Origin of the sequence: Rahnella sp. WP5 (assembly GCF_000745615.1) — a bacterium.
Taxonomy (GTDB): Bacteria; Pseudomonadota; Gammaproteobacteria; order Enterobacterales; family Enterobacteriaceae; genus Rahnella; species Rahnella aceris.
Window position 1 is genome coordinate 704,505 of sequence record NZ_KN050720.1, and the last position, 19,068, is coordinate 723,572.

17 protein-coding genes and 1 riboswitch are annotated in these 19,068 nt (G+C 48.8%); of the genes, 10 read left to right on the top strand and 7 right to left on the bottom strand.

Going from position 1 to position 19,068, the window contains the following annotated elements:
* Positions 1-2: 2 nt before the first annotated feature.
* Positions 3-1,976 carry a glycoside hydrolase family 127 protein gene (locus EX31_RS20365; RefSeq protein WP_037036380.1) on the bottom strand — a complete coding sequence of 658 codons (1,974 nt, stop codon included), beginning with the start codon at positions 1,974-1,976 and terminating at the stop codon, positions 3-5.
* Positions 1,977-1,999: 23 nt separating this feature from the next.
* Positions 2,000-3,409 (bottom strand): MFS transporter, encoded by a 1,410-nt coding sequence (locus EX31_RS20370; protein ID WP_037036381.1) that lies wholly within the window; start codon positions 3,407-3,409, stop codon positions 2,000-2,002.
* Positions 3,410-3,690: 281 nt separating this feature from the next.
* On the opposite strand from EX31_RS20370, the gene EX31_RS20375 reads away from it, so the two are divergent.
* From EX31_RS20375 to EX31_RS20385, 3 genes are all read left to right on the top strand, one after another.
* The gene (locus EX31_RS20375) at positions 3,691-4,518 is read left to right on the top strand and encodes an AraC family transcriptional regulator (protein ID WP_197060751.1); all 828 of its coding nucleotides are present in this window, start codon (positions 3,691-3,693) and stop codon (positions 4,516-4,518) included.
* A gap of 90 nt (positions 4,519-4,608) precedes the next feature.
* Positions 4,609-5,295 (top strand): GntR family transcriptional regulator, encoded by a 687-nt coding sequence (locus EX31_RS20380; protein WP_013574394.1) that lies wholly within the window; start codon positions 4,609-4,611, stop codon positions 5,293-5,295.
* A 122-nt stretch (positions 5,296-5,417) separates the two neighbouring features.
* On the top strand, positions 5,418-6,266 hold the full coding sequence (locus EX31_RS20385) for a hypothetical protein (RefSeq protein ID WP_013574393.1): 849 nt from the start codon (positions 5,418-5,420) through the stop codon (positions 6,264-6,266).
* Positions 6,267-6,273: 7 nt separating this feature from the next.
* On the opposite strand, the gene thiD is transcribed toward EX31_RS20385, so the two are convergent.
* On the bottom strand, positions 6,274-7,074 hold the full coding sequence (gene thiD / locus EX31_RS20390; protein ID WP_037036383.1) for a bifunctional hydroxymethylpyrimidine kinase/phosphomethylpyrimidine kinase: 801 nt from the start codon (positions 7,072-7,074) through the stop codon (positions 6,274-6,276).
* A complete protein-coding gene (gene thiM, locus EX31_RS20395) occupies positions 7,071-7,880 on the bottom strand; it encodes a hydroxyethylthiazole kinase (RefSeq protein WP_037036384.1) in 810 nt (269 codons plus the stop codon). The genes thiD and thiM overlap by 4 nt, the downstream gene beginning before the upstream one ends.
* Positions 7,881-7,914: 34 nt before the next feature.
* Positions 7,915-8,013: riboswitch (TPP riboswitch) on the bottom strand.
* A gap of 290 nt (positions 8,014-8,303) precedes the next feature.
* Between thiM and EX31_RS20400 the strand changes: the two genes are divergently transcribed.
* The 6 genes from EX31_RS20400 to EX31_RS20425 all read left to right on the top strand — a co-directional run bounded on the left by EX31_RS20400 (position 8,304) and on the right by EX31_RS20425 (position 13,942).
* Positions 8,304-9,293, top strand: a complete 990-nt coding sequence (locus EX31_RS20400; protein ID WP_051931106.1) for a glycosyltransferase family 2 protein — start codon at positions 8,304-8,306, stop codon at positions 9,291-9,293.
* 30 nt (positions 9,294-9,323) lie between these two features.
* Positions 9,324-9,962, top strand: coding sequence for a class I SAM-dependent methyltransferase (locus tag EX31_RS20405; RefSeq protein WP_231576089.1), 639 nt, complete (start codon positions 9,324-9,326; stop codon positions 9,960-9,962).
* Complete coding sequence (locus tag EX31_RS20410) at positions 9,947-10,855, top strand: hypothetical protein (protein ID WP_051931108.1); 909 nt, start codon at positions 9,947-9,949, stop codon at positions 10,853-10,855. Before EX31_RS20405 ends, EX31_RS20410 begins: the two co-directional genes overlap by 16 nt.
* Entirely contained in the window at positions 10,839-12,611 is a 1,773-nt protein-coding gene (locus EX31_RS20415) for an ArnT family glycosyltransferase (RefSeq protein ID WP_037036389.1), read from the top strand. The genes EX31_RS20410 and EX31_RS20415 overlap by 17 nt, the downstream gene beginning before the upstream one ends.
* A 97-nt stretch (positions 12,612-12,708) precedes the next feature.
* A complete protein-coding gene (locus EX31_RS20420; RefSeq protein WP_037036391.1) occupies positions 12,709-13,143 on the top strand; it encodes a GNAT family N-acetyltransferase in 435 nt (144 codons plus the stop codon).
* 139 nt (positions 13,144-13,282) lie between these two features.
* Entirely contained in the window at positions 13,283-13,942 is a 660-nt protein-coding gene (locus EX31_RS20425; protein WP_037036392.1) for a DUF3313 domain-containing protein, read from the top strand.
* A 51-nt stretch (positions 13,943-13,993) separates the two neighbouring features.
* Here the strand turns inward: EX31_RS20425 and EX31_RS20430 are convergent, their stop codons facing one another.
* Positions 13,994-14,887, bottom strand: a complete 894-nt coding sequence (locus tag EX31_RS20430; RefSeq protein ID WP_037036394.1) for a LysR family transcriptional regulator — start codon at positions 14,885-14,887, stop codon at positions 13,994-13,996.
* Positions 14,888-14,972: 85 nt separating this feature from the next.
* Between EX31_RS20430 and EX31_RS20435 the strand changes: the two genes are divergently transcribed.
* Positions 14,973-15,746, top strand: a complete 774-nt coding sequence (locus tag EX31_RS20435) for an NAD(P)H-dependent oxidoreductase (protein ID WP_037036396.1) — start codon at positions 14,973-14,975, stop codon at positions 15,744-15,746.
* A 118-nt stretch (positions 15,747-15,864) separates the two neighbouring features.
* On the opposite strand, the gene EX31_RS20440 is transcribed toward EX31_RS20435, so the two are convergent.
* A complete protein-coding gene (locus tag EX31_RS20440) occupies positions 15,865-17,199 on the bottom strand; it encodes a sensor domain-containing protein (RefSeq protein ID WP_037036397.1) in 1,335 nt (444 codons plus the stop codon).
* 253 nt (positions 17,200-17,452) lie between these two features.
* Positions 17,453-19,030, bottom strand: coding sequence for a glutamine-hydrolyzing GMP synthase (guaA, locus tag EX31_RS20445; protein ID WP_013574385.1), 1,578 nt, complete (start codon positions 19,028-19,030; stop codon positions 17,453-17,455).
* Positions 19,031-19,068: the final 38 nt, after the last annotated feature.

Consider the following 19,068-nt stretch of genomic DNA (forward strand, 5'->3'; position numbering starts at 1 on the left):
CTTTATTCGTCCACCCAAACCCGCATCTCTCCTTCCCCACGATTCGCCCAGGTAAAGTACGGCACAAAGGTTATGGTTTGCGGTACCGTTTCTTGCGCTGGCGGATTGTAGCGATACAGTGGCTGCTGACTGGCCTGAACGGATGTCCGGCGTTCGCCCTGTGTCTGCAATAAGATTTTACCGGCGAACAATCCGCTGCCGGAAATCAGACGGAATTGCGCATCACCCGGCAGGCGGATGTTATGCAGTTCACTGCCGTTGTCTGCCTGCTCAAGGCAATACACCAGCGGCCCGCGCTGCACTGCCACTTTCCCCGCAACATGCCGCAACAGCGCGTTGCCTTTCACCCGCATCACCGGCATCGGCAGCATCATTTCAATACGATCGCCTTTCTGCCATTCCTGCGTCAAACGCAAATATCCACGTTGCGTCAGGCTGGTCAGTTCAAGCGGATTGCCATTGAGCGTGACCTGCGGACTGGCGCACCAGTCAGGTAAACGCAGCGCCAGCGTGGCTTCCAGTGGCTGATCGGTATCGATTTCAATCAGCACGCCTTCTGCCCACGGATAACCGCCGGACTGTTTCAGTCGCAACGCCTTTCCGCCGATGGTCGCTTCGACATCACTGCCGATATACAGATTGATATCCACACCGTCCGGACGCTGGGTATAGATATAATGGCCGAGCGACGCCAGCAGACGCGCAATATTCGGCGGACAGCAGGCACAGCCGAACCAGCGCTGACGCACCGGTTTTACGTGGTCATAAATATGGTTGAACGGAATGCTTTTCGGATGCACTTCCAGAGGATTCACATAAAAGAAATGTTTGCCGTCGAGCGCCATACCGGCCAGCACGGTGTTATAAAGCGCACGTTCCATCACATCGGCATAACGGATGTCAGAATCCATCTGCAACATACGGTTGGCGAACATCATCAGGCCAATCGATGCGCAGGTTTCGGTGTAAGCCGTGTCGTTGGGTAAATCATAGTCGGAAGAAAACGCCTCACCGCTGCTTTGCGAGCCGATTGAACCGGTGATGTACATCTGCCGCTGGGTCATGTTTTCCCACAATCGCTGGCACACTTCGCGTTTTTCCTGATCCTGACTCAACCGCGCCAGATGCGCCACACCGGCATACAGATACACAAAACGCACCGCGTGCCCGATGGCCGTTGTCTGCAAAGCCACCGGTATATGCGCCTGACTGTAGGCTTTGTCTTTCACCATCCACGCCGGACCATAAGTATTCCAGTGCGAGGTTTTTCCACGTTTCTCATATTCGATATCGTAGAAATGCGGTTGTGTGCCGCGCTGTTCAACAAAATAGCGGGTCAGTTCGAGATATCGCGTTTCGGCGGTTTGTTCATACAAACGCATCAGCGCCAGTTCAATTTCCGGATGCCCCGGATAGCCATGCAGTTGCTGTTCGCCCGGCCCGAAAACGTCTGCGATGTGATCCGCCAGTTTGCAGACAATCTCGAGTAACCGGGTTTTGCCGGTCGCCTGCGCATAGGCCACACCCGCTTCAATCAGATGTCCGGCGCAGTAAAGTTCGTGACATTCAGCCAGATTGGCCCAGCGTTGTTGCGGCTCTTTGACGGTGAAATACGTGTTCAGATAGCCGTCAGGTTGCTGCACCGCGCCGACCAGCTCGATCACCTGATCCGCCGTTGCTTCCAGCGCAGGATCCGGCGTTTTCGCCAGCAAATACCCCACCGCTTCCAGCCATTTAGCCACGTCGCTGTCCTGAAAAACCATGCCATAAAACTCGCCATCACTTTGCCCGGCGGCAATCCGGAAATTTTCAATCGCATGGCTTGGTTCGGCGTCGGCGACGTCATCGTTGAGCGCTTTCCACTGATACGGCACCACCACATCTTTTACCAGTCGCTGATATTCCAGCCAGAACGCATCGGAAACATTCACTTTTTGCAAAGGCACTTCTAAAGAATCAACCGGAGAAAACGGCATACAACCTCCTGAAAAACAGTAAATTAGATTTTTGCGGCCAAATCGTGCGACATCCGCGACAGCAATTTGTTATCGAGTTTGCAAAACATCAGCGTTCCCGCCAGCAGCAGATGCATCGCCGCAGGCAACAATGTTTCCAGCAAAGTGATCCCGCCGAGCGACGCTGCGGTCTGGTGCTCTGCGCCAGCCTGATAAGAGACCAGAATGAAGACCAGGCTGATGATCCCGGCACTTGATGCCCAGGCCAGTTTGATAAAGAACAGATTGAAGGCAAAGTTCATGCCGGAGGAACGGATACCATTTTTCCAGTGCCCGTAATCGTCGGCGAACGCCATGATGGAAAAGTGCAGCGGCAAGGTGAACCCGAGGATCACACAGTGTACAAAGATGATACCGAGCCACAGCGTCTGATAATGTTCACCGGCAGGGACAAACCACAGCATCAGGGAAAACACCGCCAGTACCAGATTAGTCAACATATACAGCCGCACGCTGTCGATAAATTTGGTCAGATGATTGACGATCACCGCGCCAAGAATGGATGCCAGCGTTACCATGCCGAAGAACATAGAGGCGTAGCCCGCCCCGCCTTTCAGCACATAAGTGATGAAATACATGTAGCCGCCGCCACGCAGATTGAACACGTTGATCAGCAGGAAAGACATCAGTAAAACCAGCAGCAACTGATCGTTTTTCAGCATCCCGCGAATGTGTTCCTTAACGCTGAATTGCCCGAGCAGTGCAAGGGGCAGGCGTTCGCGTACCGTGAAGAAGCACCACAGGAACATCACCACAGCAACCGCGCAAAGCAATCCTACGCCCTGCTGATATCCCACCGCCGCATTACCTTTACCCAACACCTGCACCAGCCACGGCAGCCCGACGGAAACCATAAAGCCCGCCACGCCGCACAGTACAAAGCGCCACGACTGACAAGACATCACTTCGCGATGATCAGTGGTCATGGTGTTAATCAGCGCGCAGTACGGCACGTTGATTGCCGTATAGGACACGGAGAGCAGGAAATAGGTGAAGAAGGCGTAGGCAATTTTGGCATCGCCACTCAGGCCGGGTACCGTAAAAGTGAGAAATCCGACCACGCCAATAGGCAACGCGATCCATAACTGCCAGGGACGAAAACGTCCCCAGCGGCTTTGCGTGCGGTCAGCCAGAATGCCCATCAGCGGATCGGAAATCGCGTCAATCACACGCAGCGAAATAAACAGCGTACCGACAATCGCAGGTGTCAGCCCGAAAACATCGGTATAAAAGAATGTCAGAAAACTGGTGATAAGACAGGTAATTATCGTGCCACCGGCATCACCTAATCCATAACCGATTTTTTCACTGACAGAAAGTTTGGCATTAGCAGAAAGTATTCTGTCCTCACCGTTTACCGGTGCAGAGCCTGTATTAACTGAATCTGTTGGCATTATCTTTCCTCGCTTTTATATCGTTATTTATAAGCTGTAGGAACACAATGAATAAGGCTAATTATTCGTATCAGCCCTGAGATGAAATAAGGTACGCCATAAATCTGGCATAGGGTTCTCATGCCAACAAGAGGAGAGAAAAGTAGTTAAACGGGACAATTCCGACTCACACCCAGAATCTGTGAAGCAGATCAAAACCTCTTCATGCCCGGCTGGTGGTGCACGTTTCCTGTGCTACTGTCAGACAAACCTTGCCTGGTGAGTGCCTTAAAATGCCTGAAATGCTTGCGTTCTCCGTAAATTACCCGGTTAAAGTGCAAAACGGTGGCCTGTTCATTTCCAGAGGAATTGGCACACATCCGACCCGACGCCTGAGTTCGCACGAATTAATTTATGTCGTCCGTGGCTCGTTGTCTTTACAGGAAGAAAATACGCGTTTTGATTTGCATACAGGAGAAAGTTTACTGTTATTTCCCGGCAGGGAACATAAAGGCGTCACAACCTTTGATCCCGATTTAAAATTTTACTGGCTGCATTTTGATATTGTGGAAGATATAGCAATCATTAAACCACAGCAAAATAGTCCCTCTTTACAGCTAAATATTCCACAGCATTGTAAAGTCAGGGACAGTGAAACCCTGTTAACGCTGTTCAGATTATTTTTATATGAACAGGAACGCGGCGGTAATTCTCTTGAGCTGTTCCTGATTTTACTGTTAGAGGAAGTCTCGCGCGCCTGGCCGGAGAATGTCGAACCCGGCGGCCCCGGCGTGGCGCTGGCCTACAAAGCCCGTCAGTTGATCACAACACAGTTTCATCTGCCACTGGGAGCCTCTGAGCTGGCGCAGCGGCTGCACTGTAACGCGGATTATCTCGGGCGGGTTTTCCGCCTGACCTTTCAGATGACGCTGACGGATGCGCTGCATAAACAACGTGTCGCTGCAGCAGAAAAGCTGTTACTGGCCAATACCGGCAATGTGGCGGACGTGGCACGCCTGACGGGGTTTAACGATGTGGCGTATTTTCGCCGGGTATTTCGTAAACTGCTGGGTATCACACCAGCGGCCTATAAAAAGCTGTATTGCCGGGAGCATATAAACTCCCAATAATTTGATGAAAGCTTGCGCTAACAATCTCAAAAACATCAGAAAACTCATGTTAGTATTGTCGTTTCCCGACTTTAAAGACAACTTTTGCCCATGACAGACTCCTTTGAATTTCTCAGTAATGTGCCGGTTAATCAGCAGATTTATCGCACCTTGCGTCAGGACATCGTCACCTGTGCCATCGCGCCGGGGGCATTCCTGTCGGAGAAAGAGATTTCCACACGCTTTAATGTGTCCCGCCAGCCGGTTCGCGAAGCTTTTATCAAACTGGCCGAAGCCGGGCTGGTTCAGGTTTTACCGCAACGCGGCACCTATGTAATGAAAATTTCCTCCAAGCGGGTTGCCGACGGACGCTTCATTCGCGAAGCAGTCGAAACCGCCGTGGTACGCCGTGCAGCCATGGTCGCCACCGATAAAGATCTGGCCTTGCTCGAACATAATCTTGAGCGTCAGACGCTGGCGGCAAAGAGTCAGCAAACGCAGGAATTCCTGCTGCTGGATGATGAGTTCCACCGCACGATTGCGCAGATCATCGACTGCCGCCTGGCATGGGAAACCGTCGAGCACATCAAAGCGACAATGGATCGCGTCCGCTTTTTGACACTCAGTAAAGTGTCACCGCCGGAAAATCTGATTGCACAACATTATGCGATTTTTGACGGGCTGAAAGCGCATGACCCGGACGCCGCTGAAAAAGCTATCCGCATTCATTTGCAGGAAATGATTTCCACCATTACCCCGATTGCCGAACAGAACAGTGACTGGTTTGATGCCGAGTAAGTAAAAGGACGTTGTAATACACAAACAGTGAACGACAGCGATCAAATTTTGCGGGTTATCCCTAAAATCTGTATGACAACTTGGTGTAAGCTGTAAACCACATCAATATCGTGGATACTTTTATGCCAGCCGCAGCCGCCCTGAAAAAAAGCTACTACAGTGCCGATCAGTCACTGTCCCTCTCCCAGCTCGATAACGAGAAAATCACCCAGATCGTTCACGATCTGGACGTGGCAGAAAGCGAAAAAGAACATTACGTCACGGGCTGGATGGGACAGAACAGCGTGGTACTGGTGAGAAATTATCAGGACAAACGGGGCACTTCCAGCGGCCTGGTGATGTCACGTGGCAACCGTTACAAACTCACCGTTCAGGCCATCACTTTCCGCATCCCCAAAGTGCTGCTGTGGGTCACATTCCGCCGTAAGCCCCGCACCATGACCGTTATTGCCTATAACAAGCTGGGTGAGCAGGCGACCGGCCTGCAACAGTTCATGCATGTGCAGGATCCTGAACTCAGGGAGAAACTGGAACAGGACTGGCGTGAACTGAACGATTATCTCGGCATGGCCTGCTGGCAGATGGATAACAACCGCCCGCAGTGGCGCCAGTTGTATGCGGATATCACGCCGCAAGCCCTCCTGACGCTGGCTGAATCACCGTGGTTCAGTGGCAAAAAACTGCAAAAGGATGGCGAATTTGAAGGGCTGTGGTCACACGGACAATTTATTGGCCGCCGCAGCGGTGAGCATGCGGCATTGCTGCTGTCGTGGCAGGACGAGGAGAACGACGATATTGCCAGCTATCTGTTTGAACGGATGTCAGCAACTAAAATCCGCGTCATGCTGCGCCCGCGTAAAGAAGAAAAATTCTATCCGCTGAACCCGTTTGATGCCGTTCATTTGCAACAGGCGCTGACGAAATTTCATCAGGTTGAACAGGCGCTGAGCGAAACCCAGCACCAGGCATAATCCGCGGTTACCACCAGCGGTGGAAATGATGCACAGGCCCGATACCGTGGCCGACTTCCAGTGAGTCGGCCTGCATCAGCGCCTGCTGTAAATAGGCTTTGGCTTCGCGTACCGTATCGGCCCAGTTGTGATGACGCGGACGTAACGCGGCCAGCGCGGCCGACAGCGTGCAACCGGTGCCATGAGTATGTCGGGTATTCACACGCGGCGCAGTAAACCGCTCGCGGGAACCGGTCACAAACAACCAGTCAGGGCTTTCCTCATCACTCAGATGTCCCCCTTTCATCAGCACGGCACCACATCCCATCGCCAGTAAGGCTTCTCCCTGCTCACGCATTTCGGTTTCATTCGCCGCCACCGCACATTCCAGTAACGCCGCCGCTTCGGGCAGATTTGGCGTAATAATGGAAGCCTGCGGGATCAGCAAACGACGCACGGCATCCACGGCCTCCGGCAGCAGTAACGGATCGCCACTTTTCGCCAGCATCACGGTATCCAGCACCACAAACGGCGGCTGATAATGTCTGAGTCGCTCCGCAACCGCCTCCACAATCTGACTGTTCGCCAGCATGCCGATTTTCGCACTGTCGATCCGCACATCGCTCAGTACGGAATCGAGCTGTGCTGAAACGAAATCTGGCTCAATGTTATAGACCGACTGCACACCACGGGTGTTCTGCGCCACCAGCGCGGTGATCACACTGGTGCCGTACGCACCCAGCGCCGAGAAGGTTTTCAAATCCGCCTGGATCCCCGCCCCGCCACTCGGATCTGTGCCTGCAATCGTCAGTGCATTAATACGTTTCATTGCATTTCCTCGCCGTTCAGCCATTCTTCGCCCATTAAATACAGATTATCGAGGTATTCAGGCGTGAAACTGCCCGGCCCCTTCACGACCGCACAGGCGCGCTCGCCGGCACAGGACATCACCCGGCAGGCGGCGGCCACGTTATCCAGGCGATCACCCGGCAAAGCCACAAAGGCCGCCACCACCGCAGATAATGCGCATCCGGTACCCACCACGCGGGTCATCATCGGATGTCCGCCAGCCACCGCCCAACTGCGCATCCCGTCGGTGACGTAATCGGTTTCACCCGTCACAGCCACTACCGCGCCGGTCTCCCGCGCCAGTTGCTGTGCGGCAGGTAAGGCAGAAAGGGAATCATCACCGCTGTCCACGCCGCGCCCGGACGCACTGAGGCCGCTGAGAGCCAGGATTTCCGAGGCATTACCGCGGATTGCGGCAGGTTTAAGTGTGATGATTTCACGACAGAATTCTGTACGCCAGCTTAGGCCACCGACGGCAACCGGATCCAGCACCCAGGGCTTTCCGGCCTGACTGGCTGCGTGAATAGCCGCCCGCATCGCATCGGCATGGGGATGTGTCAGCGTGCCGACGTTCACCAATAAGGCATCGGCAATGGCGCCAAATTGCGCCGCTTCGGCGGGATCAACCACCATCGCCGGAGATGCACCCAGCGCCAGCAGGACATTGGCGGTAAAAGATTGCACCACGTCGTTGGTCAGGCAATGAACCAGCGGCGCTGAAAGGCGGAGTTGTTTGAGAGAAGTGGCGGCTAAGGTGCCGGGCAAAAAGGTAGGTCGGGTATTCATAAATCTCCCCACCGGCACTCAGGAAGGCGGTATCAGGAGAGATACCTGACTTCCCTACGCTGGCATAATCCAGATCAGGTAATACGGGTAAAATCTCAGCCCTGCTTTGCAGCGGGCACCCCGAGTCAAGGGAACATTATTGGCGGCGAAGGTCAGAAGATCAATCAGGAAATGCGTTAAAAACCACTGTTCTCTAATAGGACAGTATTAACATATCCATTGGTTTGACAGGAATACCCTTACTAAGGCGGCTTTTCATTAATATGTTATTTTTGCCACAAGCATCACATATACCTGCTAATCTATATCAAATACCGTCTGGTTTTATATATGCTTAAGAATATCTATAAGTGCTTTTACTTATTGAAATGATTATATTAAATTCATGAATAATATACATCAGCGTTAGCAGAGGAATGTGATGTGAAATTAATTATACAAATACCTTGCTTTAATGAAGGTGGCACGTTGGCTATTGCTCTGAATGCCTTGCCCCGGCATGTTGAAGGCTTTGATAGCGTTGAATGGCTGATTATTGATGATGGCAGCTCAGACGATACCATCGACGTGGCCAGGAAAAATGGCGTAGACCACATAGTCAGGCATAAGACCAATAAAGGCCTGGCTTATGCATTCATGACAGGAATTGATGCCTGTTTAAAATTTGGTGCCGACGTCATCGTCAATACTGATGCCGATAATCAATATAATGCAGATGATATTCCGAAATTAGTTGCCCCAATACTCTCGTCACAGGCAGAATTTGTTATTGGGGAACGTCCAATTCAGGCAATTGAACACTTCTCACCTTTGAAGAAATTACTTCAAAAACTAGGGAGTTGGGTTGTGCGGACGGCCAGTAAAACGGATATTCCTGACGCGCCCAGTGGTTTTCGTGCAATTAACCGCGAAACGGCTCAAAAGCTTATAGTTTTCAGTAATTATACTTATACCCTTGAAACTATTATCCAAGCCGGACAGAAAAACATCTCTATCACATCCGTACCTATCAGAGTAAATGATGACTTACGCCCTTCCCGACTGGTGAAAAGTACATTTTCATATATCAAAAGAAGCGTAATCACAATTATAAGAATATTCGTGATCTATCGTCCATTCAGATTTTTTGGAACCATTGGCTTGACACTTTTCACCATTGGATTTTTGATCGGACTACGTTTCTTATTCAAATACTTTACGGGAGATGGCACAGGAAATATACAGTCTCTAATTTTGGCATCTATCTTGTTGGGGATGGGATTTCAGACCTTGCTGATTGCATTCGTTGCAGATTTGCTTTCTGCTAACAGAACATTACTTGAAGATTTAAGATTTAAAACCGCACAACTGCACAACAGAAATCCTCAACCTTTGGCAAAAAAAAATTATCCACCTGAAAAAGATCAATTATAAAACTAGAAAATTATTACAATAGGAAAAATGATGGCTATAAAAATTGCTGGTGGTAAAACTGAAGATGGTATTGTTGTAGGTAATAATTACGATAAATATGCTTCTAAAAATCCAATAGTACGCTGGATGATGAAAGGGTTCGAGAATTCTCTTTCAGGACTTGTTGCAACCGTTGATCCTCAGACGATCCATGAAGTTGGATGTGGCGAAGGATATTGGGTTCTTAAGTGGAATAAAGAGGGAATTGATGCGAGGGGGTGTGACTTTTCACAACAAATTATTAGTATTGCACAAGAAAACTCATCCTCAGAAAATTTGCCCGCTTCATTATTCAAAACAAGAAGTATTTATGACCTCAATAAATCTGAGGATTCTGCGGAGCTGATTGTCTGTTGCGAGGTGCTGGAGCATCTGGAAGATCCTGAAGCAGGCTTAAAGGCAATAAAAAAAGTAGCCGATAATTATGTCATATTAAGTGTTCCCAGAGAGCCTTTGTGGCGAGTACTTAACCTTGCCCGTGGGAAATATGTTAAGGATATTGGAAACACTCCCGGTCACTTACAACACTGGTCAAAAAAATCATTCATAGAATTAGTTGATAAACACTTCATTATTGTTGAAGTGAAAAGCCCATTACCATGGACAATGATTTTATGTCGCCAGCGTTAAAATTTAATAAATCGACGATAAATATCGCACTTAATATCCTGGGTAGCGGATTGGCAATAATCGGCGTCATTTTTGTCGTAGCACGCCTCCATAATTATTGGCAAAAAGCGGACATTCAATCTTTACCTCCTGTCTCTTGGTTATTGATTGGGTTTATGGCCATATGCTATGGCATAATAAATTTGTTACTTGCTATTGCATGGAAAAGCATCTTACTTCACTTGACTATTTCTGTCGAAAAAAGGTGGGCAATCAGAACTTATGGGATATCTCAGCTTGCTAAATATATTCCCGGGAATATTTTTCATATAGCGGGAAGACAAGCTATAGCAATGGCTTCAGGATACCCTTCCAGGCAAGTTTTAAAATCAAATTTTTATGAATTAATATTGATAGCACTAGCAGGTAGTACCTCTATATTCCTCATTATACCAATAATATTCCCCGTCATACCGCAAGTTATAGGGGTAATGATTACCGTCTTAAGCATCATCATAACCTTCGCTGTAATTAAAGTATTTTTTAGTAAGCAACTTTCGCATGCATTCTTATTGCAACTACTATTTCTTTCTCTGTCTGCAATAATATTTACTTTTATTTTAACAGAAATTTCATTCAAAGAACGAATACCATTAAACTACTATATTTATATATTTGGCGCATATACCATTGCATGGCTTGTAGGGTTAATCACTCCGGGAGCGCCAGCAGGAGTGGGCATACGAGAGTTAGTTATTGTTTTTTGTCTGCGATCTATTATCCCAGAGTCTGAATTGTTGCTAGCCGTGGTATTAGGGCGTTTTGTCACCGTTCTCGGGGATGTCGTATTCTATTTCTATGTATACACGCTATTGAATATCAAAAAGGATAAAAGTCATGAGCCTGTTAAATAAAGATAAAATGGCCCTGCTTGTGTTTGTGATTTTTTTCATCCTTTGCACTGGCTACTATTTAAACACTGACTTAGGGTTGTTTCCTGATGAAAACCCGCATCTCGGATATGTTCTTGATGTTGCCAAACACGGCTTCCCTGATTATATATCTGGAAAATCATATGGTTCTGTAAAGTTGAACAGACTCGAGCACCCGGCACTTTATTATATCATTGCGGGAATGATAGATAATATCGCAACTTTACTAAGCTCGCCTATTTATAAGTCTTTACGCATTATCAATTTCTTCATATCTTCACTTACGCTAATCTTCATATATAAAAGCCTAAAATCTTTTAAAGTAAATAATGAATCTGCTATTCTCTCAATGCTGGTACTCGTCAGTATACCTATGTTTATCTTGCTTAGCGCTTCGATAAATAATGACCCTCTTATGATTTTAGGATGTGCTCTGGTATTTTATGGTCTCAGCCTCTACTATAATTATCATTCTGTCAGACATACATTGCATTATATATTAATTGGCGGAATTATCGTTTCTTTGACAAAGGCCACTGGTGCTTTATCTGTTGTTTGTATTCTTTTTATATTCATCCTTATAGAAAACAAAAGACTGCTCATCAAATGCAATGAATTGAAACGCGCAGATTTTATTTACATAACCCTCTCAATATTATGTGTTGTGGCCTATTATGTTTTCATGCTGCTCACTTATGGAAAGTTTTTCCCGACACCTCAGGGTGATCCAAGTGATTGGTTCCACGCCGCTAATCCTGACGCACCACGCTTTACAAAAATGGAGTACATTACTGCTTTTTACCAGTCAAATTTAAATACATTACTAACACCATATGGACATAAATCATTCGATGACTGGGACATCAGACGACAACTTCTGGGCCTGACCTTAAGCCTGTTGCCAATATTTTGTGTCATCGCTATTTATAGAAAAATAAAAGATCGCTCTCCACAATGGCGCTTCATTGCATTAAGTGCAATTTCATTTTTATTATTCATAGGATTTTATTTCATTACAATTTATCGTTTAAATGTTAAAACTGGATATCCAGGCGCTATGCAAGCTCGTTATTTTTTTGGTTTTTTACCTGCTATGGTCATCGTTTACGCCCTCGTTATCCATGGTATAAAAATAAATTTCATAAGACTTTCGCTAAGTATCTTAATATCATTTACGACTCTACTTTCCTTTTATCCTGCATTCTACCCTTCAGTAAGCAATATGATTCACCCCTATTTTGGACAAACCAGTATCAATACAGTAGTAGGCGAACTCACAAAAGACCACTTGTTTGAGCAAAGTTTTATTGCACAATACAATTCTGTAGAAAGGGTTGATCTGAATCTCGCCACCTATGCAAGAATAAACACCGGAATACTGTCACTGGAAATAGTTGATAACTCAGATAATGTGATAGCGCAAAGCAAATTAAGCATAAACAAAATTCACGATAATACTTGGGTCACTTTTAATTTTAAACCAACAGTTCTAATAAAAGGATCAATGTATAAACTCAGATTATCATCACATGATAGTATTCAGGGAAACGCAATTACCTGGTATGCCTATAAAAAACCCAACCCTTATCCTATGTATAATGGGACAGTGTATGGACCGGAAGAATCAAACAGCAAAGATAATGAAGGTGTCAAAGCATTTATAGATGAAAAGCCACTAGAGGCAACATTCTCATTCAAAATTTACGGGCCAGCCTGGAATTATGCATTTAAAAATTAGTAAGTTATAGATAGTATAACGTCTTCTCCTTCGTATCCTCACTATCAGTAGATGCGGAAATTATTTTTTAAGAATTGGCTTTCAGGGAGATTACGTTTTGCCATCAACTCTCAAGATCCGTCCTTATGAAGAAGCAGACCGCCCGTTTTTACGCACGTTGTATCTGGCCTCACGCAAGCATACCTGGACATGGCTGGAAGACGATTTTCAGCTGGAAGATTTTGACCGCGCAGTGATCGGCGAGACGATTCTGGTGGCAGAACGTGACGGACATTTACTGGGATTCGCCTCAATTTTCACTCAGGAAAATTTCCTGCATAACCTGTTTGTTGATCCGCAATATCAGGGAACCGGTGCAGGTTCAGCATTGCTTCAGGCTGCGGAAGAAGCGTTTACCCGTCAGGGATCGCTGAAATGCTTAGTAAAGAGTAAAAAATCAGTTGCTTTTTATCTGTCAAAAGGCTGGAACATCATCTCTACGGGGGACAGTCCAAAAGGTGAATACTATTTGTTTCATTCATCAAAAAAATAATTAAGGAAGAAATGATTACCTCACAGAACTGTATTTTCGCGATCCTGATGAATATCAATTTTTCTTTGTCGTTAAGAGGTTAAATTCCGCAGCGGTGCTATACATACTTGGTCTTCCTTAAAATATTTCGAGGGTACGAATGAAAACAATAAAACTGATGCAGATCGCCGCAGTGACTGGCGCACTGTTCCTGGCCGGTTGTACCAGCCACATTACCAAGACGGAAAAATACTCAGGTTTTTTAGGCGATTATTCCGGCCTTAAGGAAGTGAAAACGGCTGGAGGAAATCCGGTTCTGCGCTGGATCGATCCTTCGTTTAAGAAAGAAAATTATTCTTACATCAAATACGAACCGATTAAATTCTACCCGGAACCGCAGCCTACGGCGCAGATCGACAAAGCCACCTTGCAGGGGGTGCTGGATTACGCCAACAGCCGCATGAAACCTGCACTGGCAGAGCGCCTGCCACTGACAGATCACGCAGGGCCGCGCACATTGATTTTCAAAGGCGCGATCACCGGTGTGAACACGTCGGCAGAAGGTTTGCAGTTCTATGAAGTCGTCCCGGTCGCGCTGGTTATTGCCGGTACTCAAACCGCGACAGGCCACCGCACGCGTGATACTGAAGTGTATTTCGAAGGTGAGCTGATCGATGCCAGTACTGGCAAACCGGTGATCAAAGTCGTGCGTAAAGGATTCGGTAAACAAGTTTCCAATGATAAGCAGAAAGTTACCGCTAACGATTTAAAAGTTGTGGTAGATAGCCTGGCGAATGATACCAAGCTGTTCAACGAATAAGCTCCGGTTTTTCGCACCGTCAGACACAGGCAGTCGTAAGGCTGCCTTTTTTCAGACTGAATCAGCGATAAACTCACGCAGCCACTGATGTGCAGGATCACGATGAGCGCGCTCGTGCCAGACCATGTACATCTCGAACCCCGGGACATCCAGCGGCGGTGTAGTAACCTGCAAAGCAGGATTTCCACGTACCAGACGTTCCGGCAACATCGCCACCAGATCAGTGGTCATCAGCACCTGAACGACAAACAGGAAATGCGGCACTGACATGACGACGCGGCGCGATAATCCAGTGGCCGCCAGCGCGATGTCAGTATTGCCATAGAAACCCCCACCATCGGGTGAAACGATCACATGTTCCAGTGCGCAAAACGCTGAACGCGATATCTCGCCTTTAACCTGCGGATGTCCTTTTCTGCTCACCAAAACATAACGTTCAGCAAACAATAATCGGCTGTGCAGGCCATTCATCACCGCCTCGCCGGTATGGAATGCGAGATCCAGCGTACCCTGCTCCATTTTGCGGATAATCCGCGCAGGTGACGTTTCAAAAATAGCCAGCCGTGCAGAAGGTGCGGCTCTACGTAATGCCCGTAACGCGGGCAGCACAATGGTCGATTCGCCATAATCTGCCGCCCCCAGATTCCAGGTATTCTTTGCCGTCGAGGGGTCAAACACTTCACCCGCAGATACGGCCTGCTCCAGCGCGGCCAGTGCCCGTCGCAGCGGCTCACGTAATTCATCAGCACGCGCGGTCGGCCGCATCCCCCGTGGTCCCGGCAGCAGCAAAGGGTCATCAAAAAATTCCCGCAACTTCGCGAGCTGAACGCTGACTGAAGGTTGTGAAAGATTACGGCGTTGCGCCGCACGCGTGACGTTTTGCTCGGCGAGCAGGACATCCAGCGTCAGCAACAAATTGAGATCCAAACGGCCGAAATTACTCATCGCTATACCTGCTATATGATCAATTCATTTCAACTATACCTGACAACAACCTACTCTGCGTTTACCACTTAGCGGAGAATTCGTCATGAATGTATTGATCGTCTATGCCCACCCTGAATCACAATCACTGAACGGCTCGCTGAAAGATTTTGCGGTCAGTCATTTGCAGGCCGCCGGGCACAATGTGCAGATATCGGATTTGTATGCCATGCAATGGAAAGCCGCGCTGGATGCCGGAGATAACACCGGGCCTTCACCAGGGCCTTTTCAACCTTCGCAGGATTCACAGCGCGCTTACCAGAATGGCACGCAAAGCCATGACATTGCCGCCGAACAGGAAAAATTACAGTGGGCTGATACCGTGATATTTCAGTTCCCGCTATGGTGGTTTTCAATGCCCGCGATTATGAAAGGCTGGGTGGAACGCGTTTATGCCTACGGATTTGCTTACGGCGTCGGTGAACATTCCGACACGCACTGGGGCGACCGTTACGGAGAAGGCAAAATGGCCGGTAAACGCGCCATGCTGATGGTCACGACCGGCGGGTGGGAACCGCATTACAGTGCGCGTGGGATTAATGGCCCTATCGACGAGCTGCTGTTCCCGATCCATCACGGCATCCTGCACTATCCGGGCTTCAGCGTACTGCCGCCGCTGGTGTTCTACCGCACCGGACGCATGGATGAAACCCGCTATGCGCAAATTTGCGCGGAGATGTCTCACCGGCTGGATACATTAGAAAGCACGACACCCATTTCATTCCGCCAGCAGAATGGCGGCGATTACGCTATTCCGTCACTGATATTGAAACCGGAAATTGCGCCGGAGAAAAATGGGTTTGCGGCGCATTTGAAATAAGGATCTGAGAGAATTTCAGGCATAAAAAATGCCAGTGGATAATTTAATCACACTGGCGTTTTGTGGATTTTAAATAGCAGATGTCTCTAAAACTTATTCCCATTTGATCGCTATTTTCTCAATGCGCTTTGCCGTTTTTGGCTACATACATGGCGTTGTCGGCATATTCGAGAAGCTGACGTTCATCGTTACCATGCTCCGGATAGAGTGCGATTCCGATACTGGGCGTGATGTTCAAACTGTGGCCTTCCAGGGTAAAAGGAGGATTGAAAGCGTCACGGATTTTCTCTGCTACCCGAGCAGACGCGGGTAAGGAAACCCCCTGAAGCAAAACCACAAACTCATCGCCGCCGACACGAGCGACGGTGTCCGATTCGCGCACACACAACTTCAGGCGCGCAGCGGCCCCCTGCAGCAGTAAATCCCCAATACCATGGCCAAGCGTATCGTTAACCTGTTTAAATTTGTCGAGATCAATGTACAACAGCGACAACTGACCTTGCTCCCGACGTGCTGTTGAGAGCGCGACTTTCAGGCGGTCATGTAAAAAACCCCGGTTCGGGAGGTCAGTCAGTGGATCATACTGCGCCATATACTGCAGCCGAGCCTGCATTTGCTGACGCTCAATGACAGTCGCAATTTGAGTCGAAACGAACTGCAGTAACTCCTGATCCTGTTCGTTGTAGCACACACCACCCGGGTAGCTTTTGACCATAAGCACGCCAATCGTGCCCTTATGCGACTTGAGCGGAACACCCAGCCAGCAGAATGGATTCATGCCAAAAGAGACCCGCAATTCTTCCATGCGGGCAACCATCGTTTCAGGTGTGAGCAGCAGCGGCAGACCGGTATGAATAATCTCTGCGTAGAACGTACCTGGGATCAGGGTAAAGGGGTCTGGCCTCGGCAGAAACTGATCCACATGATAAGGGAAGCTAAGTTTACCGGTTTCATCATCGTAGAGCGTCACCGAGAAATTATCGACGGGCAGCAGCGTGCCGACGATCTCATGAATGCGCTGGAATAACTTGAGTAAATCTTCGGCGGTATGTGCAGCTTCAGAAATAGAATAAAGCGCAGACTGCAACAATTCGGATCGTTTGCGTTCGGTAATATCTCGGGCAACACCAATGCGCAATTGATCAGCCGGTGACCAGCGTGCCGTCCACATGATGTTGACTACTTGTCCATTCTTATGAATGTAACGGTTCTCAAAATGAAACTGAGGATTGCCAGACATGATCCCCACCACCGAGTTTCGGGTTATTTCCCGATCTTCAGGCAGCATCATGTCAAACATGTTTTTGCCGATCATTTCTTTCGGCGTATAGCCAAAGATACGTTCGCATGATGCGCTCGCAAAAACGATATTGGCATGGGCATCAACCGCAAAAACAGCATCCATCATGAGATCAATAAAACTGGCCAACGGCGCGTGAGGATTCGATTCCATAGAGAAACTATAAGGCCTGAATATAAGAGTGAGTACGGCTACCTTTACGATAGATATCCGTCGTCCATTAGCACTGCATCGTTTTGCACCACCGGTTAAAGATAGTACAGGTACAGTTGAATAAACTATGGAAAGAATCACATGATAAGGTTGAAACGGCCGTCTGATATCTGACAGATATCAAAAAGCCCGCATTTACGCGGGCTTAGAGGTGTTTATTGCTTTAACGTGCAGGCTGTTGCCAGACGCGAAATCATTCCCACTCAATCGTTGCCGGTGGTTTGCCCGAGATGTCATAGACAACACGGGAGATACCGTCGACTTCGTTGATGATGCGGTTGGAGCAGCGGCCAAGGAAATCGTACGGCAGGTGTGCCCAGTGCGCGGTCATGAAATCGATGGTTTCTACTGCACGCAGGGAAACGACCCAGTCGTATTTACGGCCATCGCCCATCACACCAACGGAGCGGACAGGCAGGAAGACGGTGAAGGCCTGGCTGACTTTGTTATACAGGTCGGCTTTATGCAGTTCTTCGATGAAGATAGCATCGGCGCGACGCAACAGGTCGCAGTACTCTTTCTTCACTTCGCCCAGCACGCGAACGCCCAGACCCGGACCCGGGAACGGGTGACGGTAAAGCATGTCATACGGCAGGCCGAGTTCCAGACCGATTTTACGTACTTCGTCTTTGAACAGTTCTTTCAGCGGCTCAACCAGACCCAGTTTCATTTCTTTCGGCAAACCGCCCACGTTGTGGTGCGATTTGATCACGTGCGCTTTACCGGTGGCCGAGGCTGCGGATTCAATCACGTCAGGGTAGATGGTGCCCTGCGCCAGCCATTTCACTTCATCCTGCTTGCAGGCTTCTTCATCGAACACTTCAACAAAGACGCGGCCGATGATTTTACGTTTGGCCTCAGGTTCATCAACGCCTGCCAGCGCAGACAGGAAGCGCTCTTCCGCAGCGACATGAACGATGTTCAGACCGAAACGGTCACCGAACATTTCCAGCACCTGATCTGCTTCGTTAAGACGCAGCAGACCGTTATCGACGAACACGCAAGTCAGACGGTCGCCAATGGCGCGGTGCAGCAACATGGCGGTCACGGAAGAGTCAACGCCACCGGACAGGCCGAGGATCACATGATCGTCGCCAATCTGCACACGCAGACGTTCAACGGCATCTTCAATGATTTTTGCCGGCGTCCACAGTGCTTCGCACTCGCAGATATCCATGATGAAACGTTCGAGCATACGCAGGCCCTGACGGGTATGCGTCACTTCCGGGTGGAACTGCACACCGTAGAAGCGTTTTTCTTCGTTGGCCATAATGGCAAACGGGCAAGTCTCAGTGCTGGCAACGGTCACGAAATCAGACGGGATGGCCGTCACTTTATCGCCGTGGCTCATCCAGACGTCGAGCAACGGTTTGTTGTTCTCACTCAGGGCATCCTGAATGTCACGGATCAGCGCGCTTTCAGTCTGAACTTCAACCTGCGCATAACCAAATTCGCGCTCGTTAGAGCCTTCAACATGGCCGCCTAACTGCATCGCCATGGTTTGCATGCCGTAGCAGACGCCCAGAACCGGCACACCGGCTTCGAAGACATAGTCTGGTGCACGCGGGCTATCATGCTCGGTGGTACTTTCCGGGCCGCCGGACAGGATGATCCCGTTCGGATTGAATTCGCGGATTTGGGCTTCGGTTACGTCCCAGGCCCAGAGTTCGCAATAGACACCCAGTTCACGCACGCGGCGCGCAACAAGTTGGGTGTACTGGGAGCCGAAATCGAGGATCAGGATACGGTGCTTGTGAATATTTTCGCTCATGAGGGGGCGTTTTCCAGAAAGCAATAAAAGCGTTAAAA